The organism is Microbacterium sp. CFBP 8801 (assembly GCF_014839455.1).
Taxonomy (GTDB): domain Bacteria; phylum Actinomycetota; class Actinomycetes; order Actinomycetales; family Microbacteriaceae; genus Microbacterium.
On record NZ_JACYNU010000005.1, the window covers coordinates 150,481 to 165,565 of the forward strand.

Genomic DNA, 15,085 nt, shown 5'->3' on the forward strand with positions numbered 1-15,085 from the left:
GTGGCGTTAGCAGCGTTAGCGGTTGTGGGTCCTGAAGCGTCGGCCTCGACAGCTCCTTGGGGGCTGATGCTGTGGGGAGGTCCCGTCGGGTTTTTCATCGGGGCCGCGATTGGCCTGACCGCATGGGGGACAACCCGCTCTCTTATGACCCTGTCGTTTGTTCAGCATCCCGTGGCGCGTGTGGCGGTTGCCATGGTGCCCGCCGCGATTGGTGCTGCGGCGGGATACGCGAGCTTAGCGAGTGCGCGCCCCGTCGTTGCCGCTGCAACGATGATCGGAGGCGCGCTCGGCTTGCTATGCGGCGTAATGGAGGCCTCGGCTGCGGCACGACGCAAACCCGACTCGCCACTGTAGGCGGGTCATAGATGGTCGGCCCGGCCGTCGATATCGACGCGCTGAGAGAGTGGCCGCGTCGCGGCGGAATGCCCGCGAGGGTGTTGAAGATCGCACAGACGCTTCTACGAAGCGCGAAGCTCGTGCGGGAAGCCCTCGAGATTCTCACATGAGCGGCAGTCCAGGCAGCTATTGGCGCGGTCGGGTTGATCACGGAGAGGCGGCCCCCAAGCCGCACGTGTGCGGCGAACGCGGTGCATGGGGTGGGCGTCGTGATGCCCGCCCCATGCACGACTTACAGGCCGACGGCGGCGAGGCCGAAGTTCGCCTGCTCGGGGGTGAATCCCTCTCCGTATTCGCTGGTCAACTGGTCGTACAGACCATCGCGAGAGAACCCTTGGAAGTCCAAGTACGACTTGGCTGCCTCTGCGGCCTCCTGGTTCCAGTCGACGGCGCCGGTGGCCTCCAAATGGGCGATGGCGAACTCGGCGTCCTCGGGGGCGAACCCCTCTCCGTACTCGCTCGTCAGCTGCTCGCTGAGTCCGGCACGTGAGAAGCCCTTGAAGGACAGGTAGGACTTCGCTGAGCGGACCGCGCTGGACTGCGCCGTGGTCAATGCGGGCTTCTCGGGCTCAGCGGCCGCGGGTGGGGCCGACGGTGCGGCGGCCTCAGGAGCGGTCGAGGGAGCAGCGGCAGCCGTCTTCTCGACGTTGATCACGACGGTGTCGCCGGTCTTGGCGGCTGCCCCGGAGGCGGGAGTGGTGCTCAGGACGGTCCAGTTGTCGCGATCGATGACGAACCCCTTGTCGGCGGAGAATTCCGCTTGAAGTCCCGCGTTCTCGATCAGTGCGGCCGCTTCCTTAGCGGTCAGACCCGTTGTCTCGGGAACGGTGATAGCGGCCTGGTCCAATCAGACGTCGATCAGCGGCGCCGTCTCCATGGCAACCGGCATCGTCACACCCATATCTCGGGTGACTCCTCGACTCGCGCCCTACGGTGGCCGCCGGTTGGGTTGTCAGTACGCGCGCTCGGCGTAATCCGCGAGAGTGGCATTCAAGTACCGGAAAAGCAATGGCGAACGGCTCGGGTCGAGTGGATGCGCCTCGCGCGTCGCTGGACGGATAAGAAGCGCTGAGTGTGGCCTGCAGTAACTCGTGCCGTCTAAGCGGTCGGAACTACTGGTGAGAGTTTGGATCTTGTCCATGACGAGTCGATCCTCCCCGCGGGCGACACGTTCTATGAGCCTGGTGGTCCCGTCTCCTGCTTCGACGCGACGGGGGAGGGTGTGACATTCCCTTTGGGGGCAGGCGTTGAAGCGGCGTTGACAATTGCGCCTGCGCCCGGAGACCAGGCGTTTTAGGGCGTCAGCCGGTGTGGCAGCCGTTGGCGCAGTAGAAGCACCCGTTTGCCGGGCTATACCCGCGCGAGTTGGCCTCGTCCACTGCCCCCTTGCAGGAGGAGAAGGAACCCAGCCATACCTGGTTCGACGAGTTGGGCAGGCAACCGTAGGCCGAGGCCTGGTCATGGACTTCGTAGTCGCCGTTGCTCTGAGGGTTCTGGTTGACAATATAGGTCGGCATCTTGATCCCCGTTCTCGCCGCGTCTTCGCGTGATGCGAGGAAGTTAGCGCTCGTGGGTCTGGGACGGCGTCGATTTAGCGTGATTAGTCCTCAGAATGGCGCGCTCTGGCCTCGCCGACGCGCAACAGCCGCCCCGATCTCGACATGCTGGCGGCGCCTGAGCACGGTGGTGCCGGGGAGCGCGCTCGCCGCGTGGTGCCCACCAAACGGCGGTCGGAGACGTGCCACACCGCCATCAGGTCGGTTTGGTGCGTCGAGGCGACAAGAATGCGCGTGCGGGCCGGTCGCAGTCGCAGTAGACGTCCCGGAGCGGGGGGGGCATCCACTTTCGTCTCGCCGTTGTTACGCCCCAATACGCACCGGATCGTCCACCCCTGCGGCATCCCGTAGCTTCATCTCACCAACCCCCTCGAAGGCAGGTGAAGCCATGTCCCGCACGGTCTCGTCGACAGTCCACCCAATCCAGCGCTGCATGGCAGCCTCGAATCCGTCTGCGTGGTGGGACGGCTTCGTGATCGACGCCGATGGCACGAGGATGACCGTGGCGTTGCTCAACGGCGCGACGGTAGAGCTGCGGGCCGTTGGCCCGGCCGTCGCCATCGAGGTGGGGGAGCCGGTGGCCTACCATCCGGTCGCGGAACTGCTCAGCGCGTCGGCGATCCTCACGACCGCGCGCTTGGCTTAGCCCCGCAGGGGAAGCAGACGCATGACTCAGGGCGAGCGAGAGGGTTCTCCCGTTGTCCTGGTCGCCGTTCTCGTCCTCGCCGTTCTTGCGGTCTTCTTCCTGTTGACGTCCGGGCTCCTGGCGACGTTCTTCGATCCCGAAGTGGATCAGACAGACATCGAGGCCATCATCGCTTCGCACTTCATCACCATGTCGTCGCAGGCCATCGCGCAGTAGCGGCACATCTCGTCCATATCGGCGTGCGCGCGGCACTCTGCGGCGCAGGCCTTGCCCATGGTCATGCAGGCGGTCATCATGGCGCTCATCACGTCCATGTTCATCCCCGCCGGGCGCATCATCATGTGCATCGTCGCCTGCGCCATCTCGACCATGTTCGAGCACATCGCGCAGCACGTGGCCATCTCGGGGCCGTGCATCATGTCGCTGCCGGCGCACATCGCCGCGGCCATCGCGCACGCGTTCAGCGACTGCATGCACTCCTGCATGGCATCCATGTTCATGGTCATCTCGCCCATGTCCATCGACTTCATCATTGCCATCGTGTCCATCTGGATCTCCCGTGTTCTCGTCGGTTCGGAGGGACCGGAGGCCGCGGAGGGACTCCGACGTACCGGCGATGCTACGCCGGGGGCCGCGATCTTCGACAGGGCTCGGAGGAGGTTGATCAGTTCATGGTGAAGACGACGGTGCCCGTCGCAATGCTCACCGCGATGAGCGCGAGGGCGACGGTGTCGGGCGTCATCCGGCGCGCGTGTTGCGCGACGAAGTCCGAAGACAGTTTCACGTCGTCGCTGTCCCGCGTGTATCGAGCACGTCTGTCGACGCGAAGCGCGGAAAGCGTCCCTGCGGGGCAAGCCACTCATCTCGCACCGCGTGTAAGAGTCGCGTCGATGGCGAACATGGGTAAGCGTGGAAGATGTGTCATCCCCATCCGCCCGCGCGCGTTTCGAGGAGACGGTGCGGCTCGTGGCCGACCCCGTACGCCGCTACCTGTGGCGACGCGCTGACCCCGCCACCGCGGAGGATGTGCTCGCAGAGACCCTCATCGTGCTGTGGCGACGTCATGAGCGCATGCCCGCCGATGCCGAGGCCGTCGCCTGGGCGATCGGTGTGGCTCGGCTGCAACTCGCGAACGCGAACCGCGCCCAGCGGCGTCGCGACAGATTGGTCGCCAAGATCACCGTCCTCGACCCGCCCGCCGCGTTCGTCGCCGAGCACAGCGGACCCGTCGACGAAGAGGTGCGCGTCACCCTCGCGGGCCTGCGGACAGCGGATGCAGAGGTGCTGCGGCTGTGGGCGTGGGACGAGCTCGCTCCGCGGGAGATCGCGATCGTCCTCGGCACCACGGTCAATGCCGCGACGGTGAGGCTGCACCGCGCGCGGCGGCGCTTCGAGGGCGAATGGCGTAAGACCCACCCAGGCTCCGGACATATCGAGACAAGAGAAGGGGACGAACCGTGAACGACGCACACCACGACGCACTGCGCCGACTGCTCCGAGCGGGCGACCCTGCTTCGTCGCTACCGCCTTTGCGGAGCGACCAGATCATTCGACTCGCGGAGGACACCATGAACCCCCAGAACACCTCGCCCCGGAGCCGTGTCAATCGGCCAGGACTTCTTCTCGGCGCCATCGGCGCGGGTGCGGCGGCGATCGCGGCCGTGGTACTCGCCGTCCCTGCGATCGTCGGCACCTCGGTCGCTGCGACCGCTTTGACGCAGCCGGGTGCGGGTGGGCCGGCGGCGATGTGCGCCCAGGTGACCCCCGAGGCGGTCGCGGCCGCAGGTACGTCGTTTCGCGCCGACGTCCGCAGCATCGCGGACGGAACCGTCACGCTCTCCGTCACCGAGCGGTTCGATGGCGAAGTCGGTGACACGGTGACCGTCACCCAGGGCGTCGGCGCCGGTATCGACGGCGAACCGATCGTCTTCGTCGAGGGTGAGACCTATCTGATCAGCGCGAGCACCGATGGCGTCATCATCACGTGCGGTGTGAGCGGCGTCGCCGACGCGGGACTGACTGCCGTGTACGACGCGGCGTTCGGATGAGCAATCGCGGCGCATCGGCGACCGCACTTGCCCGCCCTACCGGGCCAGCGGAGCGACCGAGCCCTAGGCGACGCGGCGGAACCGGGGTCCCGAGTAGCCGTCGCGGTCGACGGTCTCGGTGAACATCTCCACCGGGCGGACCCAGAACGAGTAGTCGTCGTAGAGCTTGCGGTACGAGACGAAGACCTCCTCGGTCTCGGAATGCCTCGCCGTTCCGAACACCTCGTACCGCTGGCCTTTGAAGTGTTCGTAGATGCCGGGTTCGATAGTCACTCGGACTTTCCCTCTTTCTCGTCAGCTGCGGACGGGCAGCGGGAGTCGTGCGTGGAGCGACTCGGCAGTGGGCGCGAGCGCCTCCCTCGTCGACACCCGAGAGTGACGCTGCGCCCGCCATCCGTGATGGTCAACACGACGAGAGTCTAGGTAGGTCCGCACGCGTGCTCCATGGCATGCGTGGGTGGGGTGCCTCGCTCAGCAAGAAGGCGCGCCCTCACCGCCGGTCTGAGAGTCGCGTGTCGCACGCCCTCGGTAGTCTGCTGTTCTCGAAGGGGGTGAGCATGTCGCTCGTCGGAGTCGCTGAGTACGCCCGCGGTCCTCGCGCGCTCGCCCACGTCATCCTTCTGACGGTCGCCATCGTCGCCGGACTTCTCGCGATGCACGCGTTCCACGCCACCTCGACCCCGGCCGGCCACGGCGCGGCGACCGGGCACAGCACTGCGGTCATGGCATCGCCGTCCGAAGACGAGCGCCCCCACGACGCGATGACCGCGTCCGTGACCGACGGGGCAGCCTCGTCCGTCGACCACTCGATGGCCTGGATGGCATGCGTGCTGGCCCTTCTCGGCGCCGTCATCGTCTTCGTCGCCGGGGTCGGGCTCCGCCTCCCGGGCGCACGGGCGCGGCTGCTCTCCGCGGTACTCGCTCGGTGGTCGGTGGTCGCGCACGCGTTGCCGCCGCCCTCTCTCACCGTTCTCTGCATACGTCGCACGTGATGACGCGTCGGCCCGCTTCCCGCGGGCAACGCACCCAGCTCGACGACCGTCGGGCGTCATCGACGACCCTGGAGAACTCCACCATGAAGAACCGATCCGCGGCGACCGCCGCATTCACCCTCGCCGTCCTGCTGCTCCTGACCGGTTGCACCGGCGGCGCCCAAGAGACCATGCCCGGCATGGATCACGGCAGCGGCAGCTCCGCCCCGCCGGCGACGACCACCGCCACCGACGCCGATGTGATGTTCGCGAGCATGATGATTCCCCACCACGCGCAGGCGATCGAGATGTCCGACGTTCTGCTGGCGAAGGGCGATATCGACGAGCGCGTCACCGAGCTGGCCCAGGGGATCAAGGCCGCTCAGCAACCCGAGATCGACAGGATGCAGCAGTGGCTCGAGGACTGGGGAGCCGATTCCTCGGATGGGGATGCCATGCAGCACGGCGACGGCATGATGAGCGAAGACGATATGCAGATGCTCGCGAACGCCTCGGGCGCCGAGGCTGAGCAGCTGTTCCTCTCGCAGATGATTCAGCATCACCGCGGCGCCGTGGACATGGCCCAGAGCGAGATCGACAACGGCTCGAACGCCGCCGCCATCGCGCTCGCGAAGACCATCGTCGAGGCGCAGATGGCCGAGATCGCGCAGATGGAGCAGCTGCAGGGCACGCTCTGACGACGGGCGTGGGGCGCGGATGCCGTGGGCCCGCGCCCCATCAGCCCTCTCTCGTGCCGGATGGATCGGCATCCGCAGAAGCCCTGCCGCTCGCGCGAAAGCCGCGACCCGAGGGGAGCAACCCCGGCCCGCGGCCCCCGCACTCTCGACGCTCAGGGGCGCCCGCCACCCATGCCCCCACCTCCCATTCCGCCGGCCGCCGCGACGCCGGCTGTGACCGAGGTCGCGACCCCGTCGACGGTCACCGTGTACGACTGCCCGTCGGTGATCGCCGACGACGTGAACACGACCGATCCGAAGGTCTTCTCGGCGGTGTACTGCGCGATGACCGTGCCACTGGCATCCGTGATCTGCACCGTCGAACCCGCGGAACCCGAGACTGTCGCGGCGAGCCATCCCTGCGCCGACGACTCGTCGGGCGATTCGGCCATTCCGGTGCTGCCGAGAGCGGCGAGCGTGCCGCCCGAGACGTCGATGCCGCCGTTCGAGTCGAGCGCGCCGTTGCCCTGCTGGGTGGGACCGTGGACGGTGACGTCTCCGCCGGTCATGGTGATGCTGCCGTTGGAGTCGAGGCCATCGCCTTGAGCGTCGACCACCAGGGTGCCGCCCGAGATGGTGAGGGTCTCGCCGGTGTCCTGCATGCCGCCGCCCATTCCGCCGCCCGAGCTCGTCGTAGTACCGCCCGAGGCGTTCACCCCGTCATCCGATGAGATGACCGAGGTGATTCCGCCGGCGATGCGGATGTTGCCCGACTCGATGCCCTCGTACGACTGGCTGATGGTGACGTCTCCGCCCGCGATCGCCAGGGCGATTTCGGAATGGATGCCATCACCCTCGGCCGCGATCGACACGGTGCCGCCGGTGATCAGCGCGTCGGTCCACGCGTCGATGCCGTCGTCGGTCGAGGTGGCGTCGATCGTGCCTCCGGCGATCCAGACGTAGCCCTGGGTGGCGTCATCCGTCTGGTCGCTCTTGAGGGCGTCGCCCCCGGCGGCGAGGGTGAGCGTGCCGTCTTTCACGACGAGCGAGTCCTTTCCGCGCAGGGCATCGTCGGCGGCGGTCACCGTGATCGTGCCGCCGATGATCGCGAGGTCGTCGGTGGACGAGATGCCGTCATTGCCCGTGTCGGTGACGGTGAGCGCGCCCGAGCCCGAGACGGTGAGGTCGCTGTCGGCGTAGAGGGCGGCGCTCGCGTCGGCGTCGGCCGAGCTCGCGGCGGTGACCGTGTTGGTGGAGCCCGCCGCGAGGTTGATCGCCACATCGTCGGCGGTCACGACCTGGATGGCCGAGCCCGAGGTGCTCTCGATGGTCGCGTCGTCGAGCACGAGGACCACCTGCGCGTCGTCGGGGGCGACGACGACCACATTTCCGTCGAGCGTGCCGGTCAGCGTGTACACACCGGCGGCGGTGATCGTGACGGTCGAGCCGTCGATGCGGACTCCCGCCGAGTCGCTCGAGGCGGTGGACCCTTCGAGCGTGATGGTCTCGGCATCCGCGAGGCTCCACTCGTCGTCTTTCACGACGGTGCCGTCGGCGTTGGCCGCGAGCAGTTCGGCGGCGGCCGTGGGGATGGTGGAGTCGATGTCGGAGGTGGTCTGCACGCTCGACTCGACGCTGGATGCCGTGGTGGCCGGCGCCGGCGTCGAGGCGGGCTGAGCGGTGACGGCGCACCCGGCGAGCACGAGGCCCGCGAGGGCGAGGGGGAGGGCGAGGGGGATCAGGCGGCGCATGATGCGTCCTTTCGGGTGTTCTGGGATGAGGCGAAGGGGCCCGCGAGCACGCGGGTCCAGCGGTTGCGGGGGAGATCGGAGCGCAAGGCCGCCATGCCGGTGGCGTACTTGCTGATGCGCTGCGGGCGGTGCCCGGCTCGCCAGAGCGCGCGGTCGAAAGCGCCCGCCTGACCCGGAGACTTGGTCTCGACGATCGCGTAGCGGGGGAGGGTGAAGCCCGAGCCGTCGGCGTCGATCCACCGCAGGTCGAGGTCGATCGTGGCGCGGGAGGGCACGTCGCCCGCGAGCAGCAGCGTCGTGCGCCGATACAGCGTCTGCAGTCTCGCGTCGAGGTCGTCGGCGCGGCCCGGCTCGACGCCGATCGCGCCGAGGGCCTCGGCGACGTCGTCGCGCGCTTCGGCGGTGAGCCGGTCGGCCGCATCGAGGTCGTAGGCATCCCTGTCTTTGCGGGTGAGACCGCGCGCTCCGCGGGTCTTCAACTCGAGGTAGGCGGCCCCGGTGTCGACGTAGGTGCGGGTACGCAGCTTGAACCGGCGGCGGCGCCCGTGCGCGGCGAGGCGGTAGCTGAGCAGATCGGGGGTGTCGAAGTACACCGAGCGGTAGGCCAGCTCGCGCTCGCCGGCGATCTCGAGGGCGGCCGGAGCCTCGTCGGAGCGCTGCAGGGTTGCGAGCAGGGATGCCGCGGCATCCATCGGCACGACGTACTTGCGGTCGACGCGGGTGAGCAGGGCGGCCTCGGTGGTGAGAGCGTCGAGCCCGATCGCGGGGAGGGCTGCGATGGCGGTGGCCGCGCGGTCGCGGGCGGTCACCGGGTGCCGCCGATCAGGTCGGCGAAGCTCGCGTCGGCGGTTCGGCGTTGGCCGGGGGTGGTGTCAAGGGCTTCGCGAGCGACATCGCGTGCAGCGGGCGTGGCCAGGACCCGGTACCGCACATCGACCAGCGTGGTGTCGTCGACCAGGTCGAGCTGCTGCACGGTGACGCCGGTCACCTCGCCGCCGAGCAGGCGTCCGAGCTCGGCCCGCAGTTCGGTCTCGTCGGCGATCGCGCGATCGAGGTGCACGGTCTGGTGGCGGGCCCGCGACAGCACCCGCGGGTGATCGGCGACGGCGAGCACGGCCACGATGAGCCCGACCAGCAGAAGGGGAATGGAGAGGTCGACGGGCGGCAGGCCGCAGATCAGACCGATCGCCAGAGCCGCGAAGTAGTACGCCACCTCGCGCTGAGTGATCTCGCTCGAGCGCAGCCGGATGATCGACAGCACCCCGAAAAGTCCGAGCCCGAGGCCCAGAGCGACTTCGGCAGTGCCGAGGACGGTCGCGACGGCGAGCACGCCCACGTTGACGCCGAGGAAGGCGACGACGAGGTCTCGTCGGCGGTGGCGCTGGAAGTAGATGGCGCTCAGTAGGACGGCGGCGACGAGGTCGGTCGCGGCCAGGATCAGGGCGGTGGTGGTCATGAGGTGCTCCTTGCGGGGATGAGGGGAGAGGTGTCGGGGGATCCCGATGCCGTGTCGCGGGCGTCGGGCCCGCGGGCTGTCGCGCCGGGCGGCCCCGGGCGGGCGATGGGCACGCGCGCCGGGGTCTCGGCATCCGTTCGGGGGAAGACGAGCGAGCGCTGCACGCCGTAGCTGAGGACGAACAGCACGCCCTCGGTCACGACCTTCGCGGGCAGCAGGGCCAGGCCGTTGTCGGTGAGGAACGACATCCAGGCGATGTTCGAGGCGAGCAGCGCGAGGGCGAGCACGCCGTAGCGGAGGGCCTGCGGAAGCATCGATCCGCCCCGCGCGCGGAAGACCACGCGGCGGTTGACGACGAAGTTCGCGGTGGCCGACAGCACCCGCGCCGCGATGATCGAGGGCACGAGCCATCCGGTCAGCGCCTGCAGCAGGAGCAACGCGACGGTGTCGACGACGAACGCGGCGAGAGACGACGACGCGAACAGCAGCACCGGCAGCAGCACGCGCAGCGAGTCGCGCACCGGGCGGAAGTGACTCGACGAGTTGCGGTCGAGGTACACGGTGTCGATGGGCACCTCGTGCGCGGAGACCTGGTCGGGGCCGAGGCGCAACAGCATCCGCTGTTCGTACTCGAACCCGTCGCCCGGGATGCCGAGGGCCCAGCCCAGGCGATCGGCGGCGATGCCGCGGAGCCCGGTCTGCGTGTCGGTCACCCGCCGCCCGGTGGCGAGGCGGAACAGCCCGCGCGAGGCCGCGTTGCCCAGGCGGCTGCGCAGCGGCACGGCGCCGTCGAAGCCGCGGACCCCCAGCACGAGGGCGCTGCGGCCCTCGGCCGCGTCAGTGCGCAGAGCGTCGGCCACGCGGCAGACGTCGGCCGGTGTGTGCTGCCCGTCGGCGTCGGCGGTGACCACGTCGGCATCCGGATCGTGGGCGGCGATGTGGGCGAAGCCCGTCTTCAGCGCCGCGCCCTTGCCGCGGTTGGCCGCGTGCCTGAGGACGTGGGCGCCGGCCTCGCGGGCGGCGTCGAACACCGACGCGAACGCGGGACCGCTGCCGTCGTCGACGACGAGCACGTCGAGGTCGGGGTCGTTGCGCAGCAGCGCGGCGACGAGGGCCGGCATCCGCGGACCGGGCTCGAAGGCGGGGATGAGCACGAACACCGCTCAGCCCGCCACGTAGAGGATGTCGCTGGTGCCGCGCTCGCCGCCGTTCGAGGGCGAGTTGATCACCTGTCCGTTGAAGTACATCGTCGACGAGCCGCCGCCGTCGAGGTTGTAGGCGGTCGTCGCGCCGAGCGAGAGCAGGATGTCGGCGAGTCCGGGCAACGTCACGCCCTCGCTGTAGCCCTCTTGACGGCCGTCGACCACGACGAAGACGAGGTGGTTGTCGTCGATCACGCCGACGGCGGTGCGCGGCTGGTCGCCCTGGATCGAGTGATTGCCGACGTTCGTGTCGACCTCGACGCTGTCGATGCCGTCGACGACCTCGCCGTTCTCGACGATCGCGGGACCGAAGCTGAGCGTGTTCCAGACCCCGGATGCCAGCAGCTCGGCGGCCGTGGTCTGCGTCTCGTCGTACACCTCGACGTGGCCGTCGGTGTAGAAGGCGAGTCCCTGCCGAGCGCCCTCGTCGCGGTAGACGACACCGTTGCGGATCTCGATGCCCGTGGAGCGGAAGCCGTAGTAGTCGCCGTTGATGGCGAAGACCGCGTCGTTGGCGGCGGCGATCTCGCTGGTGGTCTGCGTGATGTTCTCGCCGAACTGGTTGTTCGCGAAGGCGGAACGCAGGTCGGTGGCGTCTCCGAGCACGACGTCGGCGACGTAATAGGTGAGCGTTTCGGTGGTCACCGTCGAGACGGTGACCGAGGTGGAGCCGTCGCTGAAGCTGGTGTCGGTCAGGCTCGTCTCGGTCGCTGCGGTGGCCGTGGGCTCGGCGGTGGCAGATGCCGTGGCGGATGCCGTGGCGTGCGCGGCTTCGTACGCGGCGACGTCGGTGATCTCGACGTGGGGGATGAGGAAGCGATTCGCGGCCCACGCTGCGGAGCCGCCGACGGTGAGCGCGACGGCCAGACCGCCGGCGAGGAAGGCGCGACGGGCGACGGGCCGCTTCGGGCGGCGGGGTCCGTCGGACGGCGTCGCCCGGCCGCGGCGAGAGGCCGAGGCCGGTGCACCGTCGGGGGCGGTGTCGGGGGTGGGGGCTGCGGGGTCCATGGCACCAGGAAAGGTGCCGCGCCCTTCTCGCGCCCTAAGCCAGCCCTACGCGGAGCCAAGAAGAGCTATGGAAACGCTATGTGGACGTGTGCATGTGCACTCGAGCTGCGGCCCGCGGCCGCCCTGCCGTGTCGAGGGCGCCGGGGGAGTGGCATCCGGAGCCTTCGTCAGGCGACCGCCCGCAGAACGCCCGTGAGGATCAGCGTGATGACCGTGGTCCACAGCACGATCGCCGCGGCCTGCCAGGCGAGCACGCGCAGGGGCGAGACACCGGTCGAGGTGAGGGCGGCAGCGGTGAACTGCGTGGGCAGCAGCAGGGGGCCGAGCAGGCTCACTCCGGGGGTTCCGTAGCGGTGGTAGGCCTTCTCGAACTTCTGGCGGCGCGCGGTCAGGGGCTTCTCGACGGCTCCGCGACGGGTGGTGACGGCCGTACGCACGCGCGAGGTCGCGAACACGACGACGGCGACGCAGATCAGGTTGCCGATCGCGCCGGCGATGGCCGCGACGGCCGGGTGGATGCCACCGACGATGCCGATCGCGGCGGCACCCTCTCCTTCGATGAACGGCACGGCGCCGGCGAGGGCGACGATGAGCGGCTGCACGAGGTCGGGAACGTCGGCGACGAGGCCCTGGAAGCCGAGGATGAGATCCGAGACGGGGTTCGACATGAGGACTCCTGGGGGATGAGTCCGCGGCGTGTTCCGCGGTGATCCCATCCCATCGGGAGCGGCGTCTCCGCGGCAGTGTCGCGGTGTCATGGCCGGGCGGGAGGATGCGCCGATCGACCCATGACGAATGTCATGCGCCCGGCGGCGCGGCGGGAGCGCGGGCGTTGGGGCGCGGGCGGAATTCTCGATACGTTCGGACAAACCCCAAGGAGAGTGCACCATGACCGACAACACCGCCGCCCCGTCCGCACCGCGTCAGTGGCTCAAGGCTTTCTACAGCGCGCTCGCCGCGGCGCTCGGATACGTGATCGTCGAACTGATCTTCCAGCACGACACGACCTACATCCTGGCCGGGGCTCTCGGCATCCTCGTCGTCCTCACACCGATCTTCTACGCGATCAACCGCCACAGCAGCCGTCGGACACCGAAAGGCTGATCGAACGGCGGGTGGGGCGCCGGGCGGCCCACCCGTGACGAATGTCATGGACGTACTGTGGCCGGTGTGACGAGCCCCCTCCCCGCGCCCCCGCCCGCGTCGACGTTCGCCCGCGACGTGCGGGTCACGTGGTGGTACACCGCCGCGTCCATCGCTGGGTTCCAGGTGTTCGGTCTGTTCATCTGGACCCTGCTCATGGTGCTGAGAGCGTCGATGCCCGCCATCGTTCTCTTCGTCGTCGGCGGCCTCGGGTCGGTCGCCGTCTCGCTGCTGCTGATGGCGCGCTACCGCCGCGAACCGCTCGACATCGGCGACGTCTCGGGCCACCGGCCCGTCTGGCCGCTGGTCATCGCCGGCATCGTGTTCGGCGGTGTCACGGGGGCGGCGGCCGGGTCGCTGCTGCTCGCCGTCGTCCTCGGAGCGCAGGCACTGTGTCTGGTGCGCTGGCGTGCCGGCATCCGGATGCGTCTCGTGGTGCTGCTGATCGTCGTCATCGTCGCGGCGTGGGTGATCGAGGTCACCCGCCTCAACCCCGCCGGATACGTCGCCGACGCCTTCGGCGTGGGCCTGTTCCTCGCGATGCTGCCGCCGCTCACGGCGACGTCGCTGTGGTGGTGGGACATCGTGCGCGAACTCGACCGCGCTCGTCGCGCCGAGGGGCGTCTCGCCGCCGCCCAGGAGCGCCTGCGTCTCGCCAGCGACCTGCACGATCTTCAGGGCCACCACCTGCAGGTGATCGCGCTGCAGCTCGAACTCGCCGAGAAGATGCTCGCCCGCGACCCCGCGGCCGCCGTCGAACAGGTGCGCCTCGCGCGCACCAGCGTCGACGAAGCCCGCCGCGGCACCCGTGAGCTCGCCACGCGCTTCCGGGGTGTGCCGCTGCCCGACGAACTCGCCAACGCCGCCGACCTGCTGCGCGCCGCGGGGCTGCGCGTCGAGTTGTCGGTCGCCCCCGATGCCGCCGACGCCCCGGCCGACGTGCTCGGCCCGGTGATCCGCGAGTGCACGACGAACGTGCTGAAGCACGGCGGTGGGGTCTCGGCATCCCTCGCTCTGATGCACCGCGACGGCGGCTGGGTGTTCACCATCGACAACGACGTGCGCGAGGTACGTGGCACGGACGGCAGCGGTCTGGACGGTATCGCCGACCGCGTCGGCCGCGTGCGAGGAACAGTGGATGCCGGGCACTCCGGCGATCGATTCAGGGTCACCGTCCGGGTGCCCGAGGGGGTGATGGCGTGATCCGCGTGCTCATCGCCGACGACGAGGACATGATCCGCACGGCGCTCGCCGCCCTCTTGCGCCTCGAGCCCGACCTCGACGTGGTCGCCGAGTGCCGCGACGGCGAGAGCGCGATCGCCGAAGCCGACCGACTGCGGCCCGATGTGTGCCTTCTCGACCTCGAGATGCCGGGACTCGACGGCGTCGACACGGCCGCGCGCATTCTGCGGCGCGTGCCCTCGCGCTGCGTGATCGTCACGCGGCACGCCCGACCCGGCGTGCTGCGGCGGGCGCTCGGCGCGGGCGTCGACGGGTTCCTGCCCAAGTCCCGTCCCGCGGATGACGTGGCCGCGGTGATCCGCGAGGTCGCGGCGGGGCGACGCTACGTCGACCCCGAGATCGCCGCCGACGCCCTGAGCGACGAACGCAGCCCCCTCACCGACCGCGAGCTCGACGTGCTGCGGGCGGGCGCCCGCGGTGAGACGATCGCCGAGATCGCGGCATCCCTGCACCTGTCGGCGGGGACGGTGCGCAACCACGTCTCGTCGGTACTGGGCAAGCTCGGGCTGGCCAGCCGGCAGCAGGCGACGATCCACGCGCGCGAGCGGGGCTGGATCTAGACGACGACCGGCGAGAGGACGCCCACCCACAGGACGGCGCGGCGCGTCAAGCGCTGCCGCGCGGCGATGACCGTCGGTAGCTTCGGCGCATGAGTGAGCGCGCATCGCGAGACGCGGGTCTGGCCCGCTACGTCATCATCGGAGTCGTCGTCGGCATGATCGCGGGACCGATCGTCGGCCTGCTCGTGCCCTCGGTGGGGGTCGGGTTCGGGATCTCGTTCGGCCTCGTCGTCGGAATCGTCGGGGCCGTGATCGCGTGGCTCGTGGTGCGTCCGCGAAAGTGAGGCGGGGAGCGGTCGAGTCACCTCTGCCCCCTCCCTTCGGAGGTGCAAGGGTCGGGCCCCTTCACCCCCGTCTAGTAGGGTTGTCGACTGGCGAGATCTCTTGATATCGAGAGACTTCGTCTTCTCCCACCACCGATCGCCCAGC

Annotated in this window: 18 protein-coding genes; 9 read left to right on the plus strand and 9 right to left on the minus strand. The window is 69.4% G+C overall.

The genetic code is table 11. The annotated features are described in order from the left end of the window. Positions 1 to 628: 628 nt before the first annotated feature. Positions 629 to 1,243, minus strand: coding sequence for an Ltp family lipoprotein (locus IFR11_RS08285; RefSeq protein WP_197978628.1), 615 nt, complete (start codon positions 1,241 to 1,243; stop codon positions 629 to 631). Between the two features lie 1,097 nt (positions 1,244 to 2,340). On the opposite strand from IFR11_RS08285, the gene IFR11_RS08290 reads away from it, so the two are divergent. After that, the gene (locus IFR11_RS08290; RefSeq protein ID WP_191915825.1) at positions 2,341 to 2,598 is read left to right on the plus strand and encodes a nuclease; all 258 of its coding nucleotides are present in this window, start codon (positions 2,341 to 2,343) and stop codon (positions 2,596 to 2,598) included. Between the two features lie 146 nt (positions 2,599 to 2,744). Here IFR11_RS08290 and IFR11_RS08295 read toward each other — a convergent pair whose 3' ends face one another. Beyond that, the gene (locus IFR11_RS08295) at positions 2,745 to 3,146 is read right to left on the minus strand and encodes an aldehyde dehydrogenase (RefSeq protein WP_244630664.1); all 402 of its coding nucleotides are present in this window, start codon (positions 3,144 to 3,146) and stop codon (positions 2,745 to 2,747) included. Between the two features lie 370 nt (positions 3,147 to 3,516). Here IFR11_RS08295 and IFR11_RS16760 point away from each other — a divergent pair, with 370 nt between their 5' ends. After that, entirely contained in the window at positions 3,517 to 4,059 is a 543-nt protein-coding gene (locus IFR11_RS16760) for a sigma factor-like helix-turn-helix DNA-binding protein (protein ID WP_191915826.1), read from the plus strand. A 107-nt stretch (positions 4,060 to 4,166) separates the two neighbouring features. After that, positions 4,167 to 4,646, plus strand: coding sequence for a hypothetical protein (locus IFR11_RS08305; protein ID WP_191915827.1), 480 nt, complete (start codon positions 4,167 to 4,169; stop codon positions 4,644 to 4,646). A gap of 63 nt (positions 4,647 to 4,709) precedes the next feature. On the opposite strand, the gene IFR11_RS16330 is transcribed toward IFR11_RS08305, so the two are convergent. Further along, positions 4,710 to 4,919, minus strand: coding sequence for a DUF1653 domain-containing protein (locus IFR11_RS16330; protein ID WP_191915828.1), 210 nt, complete (start codon positions 4,917 to 4,919; stop codon positions 4,710 to 4,712). Between the two features lie 284 nt (positions 4,920 to 5,203). On the opposite strand from IFR11_RS16330, the gene IFR11_RS08315 reads away from it, so the two are divergent. Then, entirely contained in the window at positions 5,204 to 5,638 is a 435-nt protein-coding gene (locus IFR11_RS08315; RefSeq protein ID WP_191915829.1) for a DUF6153 family protein, read from the plus strand. Positions 5,639 to 5,721: 83 nt separating this feature from the next. Continuing rightward, positions 5,722 to 6,315, plus strand: a complete 594-nt coding sequence (locus IFR11_RS08320) for a DUF305 domain-containing protein (protein ID WP_191915830.1) — start codon at positions 5,722 to 5,724, stop codon at positions 6,313 to 6,315. A 152-nt stretch (positions 6,316 to 6,467) separates the two neighbouring features. Here the strand turns inward: IFR11_RS08320 and IFR11_RS08325 are convergent, their stop codons facing one another. From IFR11_RS08325 to IFR11_RS08350, 6 genes are all read right to left on the minus strand, one after another. Next, the gene (locus IFR11_RS08325) at positions 6,468 to 8,045 is read right to left on the minus strand and encodes a carbohydrate-binding domain-containing protein (RefSeq protein ID WP_197978627.1); all 1,578 of its coding nucleotides are present in this window, start codon (positions 8,043 to 8,045) and stop codon (positions 6,468 to 6,470) included. Next, positions 8,033 to 8,854 carry a polyphosphate polymerase domain-containing protein gene (locus tag IFR11_RS08330; RefSeq protein WP_342030268.1) on the minus strand — a complete coding sequence of 274 codons (822 nt, stop codon included), beginning with the start codon at positions 8,852 to 8,854 and terminating at the stop codon, positions 8,033 to 8,035. The genes IFR11_RS08325 and IFR11_RS08330 overlap by 13 nt, the downstream gene beginning before the upstream one ends. After that, on the minus strand, positions 8,851 to 9,501 hold the full coding sequence (locus IFR11_RS08335) for a DUF4956 domain-containing protein (protein WP_191915831.1): 651 nt from the start codon (positions 9,499 to 9,501) through the stop codon (positions 8,851 to 8,853). The genes IFR11_RS08330 and IFR11_RS08335 overlap by 4 nt, the downstream gene beginning before the upstream one ends. Next, positions 9,498 to 10,655, minus strand: coding sequence for a bifunctional glycosyltransferase family 2/GtrA family protein (locus IFR11_RS08340; RefSeq protein WP_342030269.1), 1,158 nt, complete (start codon positions 10,653 to 10,655; stop codon positions 9,498 to 9,500). The genes IFR11_RS08335 and IFR11_RS08340 overlap by 4 nt, the downstream gene beginning before the upstream one ends. 9 nt (positions 10,656 to 10,664) lie before the next feature. Next, entirely contained in the window at positions 10,665 to 11,711 is a 1,047-nt protein-coding gene (locus IFR11_RS08345) for a phosphodiester glycosidase family protein (RefSeq protein WP_191915832.1), read from the minus strand. A gap of 167 nt (positions 11,712 to 11,878) precedes the next feature. Then, positions 11,879 to 12,379, minus strand: a complete 501-nt coding sequence (locus IFR11_RS08350; protein WP_055834165.1) for a hypothetical protein — start codon at positions 12,377 to 12,379, stop codon at positions 11,879 to 11,881. A 220-nt stretch (positions 12,380 to 12,599) separates the two neighbouring features. Between IFR11_RS08350 and IFR11_RS08355 the strand changes: the two genes are divergently transcribed. From IFR11_RS08355 to IFR11_RS08370, 4 genes are all read left to right on the plus strand, one after another. After that, entirely contained in the window at positions 12,600 to 12,815 is a 216-nt protein-coding gene (locus tag IFR11_RS08355) for a hypothetical protein (protein ID WP_055834168.1), read from the plus strand. A gap of 66 nt (positions 12,816 to 12,881) precedes the next feature. Beyond that, positions 12,882 to 14,057 (plus strand): histidine kinase, encoded by a 1,176-nt coding sequence (locus IFR11_RS16765; protein ID WP_191915833.1) that lies wholly within the window; start codon positions 12,882 to 12,884, stop codon positions 14,055 to 14,057. After that, positions 14,054 to 14,656, plus strand: a complete 603-nt coding sequence (locus IFR11_RS08365; protein WP_055936389.1) for a response regulator transcription factor — start codon at positions 14,054 to 14,056, stop codon at positions 14,654 to 14,656. The genes IFR11_RS16765 and IFR11_RS08365 overlap by 4 nt, the downstream gene beginning before the upstream one ends. Before the next feature lie 89 nt (positions 14,657 to 14,745). Beyond that, positions 14,746 to 14,940, plus strand: coding sequence for a hypothetical protein (locus IFR11_RS08370; RefSeq protein ID WP_055834174.1), 195 nt, complete (start codon positions 14,746 to 14,748; stop codon positions 14,938 to 14,940). The last annotated feature ends 145 nt before the right edge of the window (positions 14,941 to 15,085 follow it).